At 40.0% G+C, this 205-nt stretch carries 1 protein-coding gene; it reads right to left on the reverse strand.

What is annotated here, in order from left to right:
• Positions 1-205 (reverse strand): hypothetical protein (locus tag ACVC08_RS00245; protein WP_452600510.1); only part of this gene is annotated, 205 nt, incomplete at both ends.

A 205-nucleotide genomic window follows, 5' to 3' on the forward strand; every position in this document is an offset into this window, starting at 1 on the left:
CGACCAAGTACCACCAGCATCTTCACCAGCGATTAAACTAAATAAATCTATAGTTGTAGAACTGTCGTCACAGATAGTAATGCCTCCATCTGTACCAGCATTAGCAGGTGTTTCAATAGTAAGAACTACTGGTATTCTAGAACTCACGCAACCAGAGACAGTTTCTTCAGCTTCAGCATAGTAAGTGTAAACTCCAATAGTTGTA

It is taken from the genome of Pontimicrobium sp. MEBiC06410, from assembly GCF_053601615.1.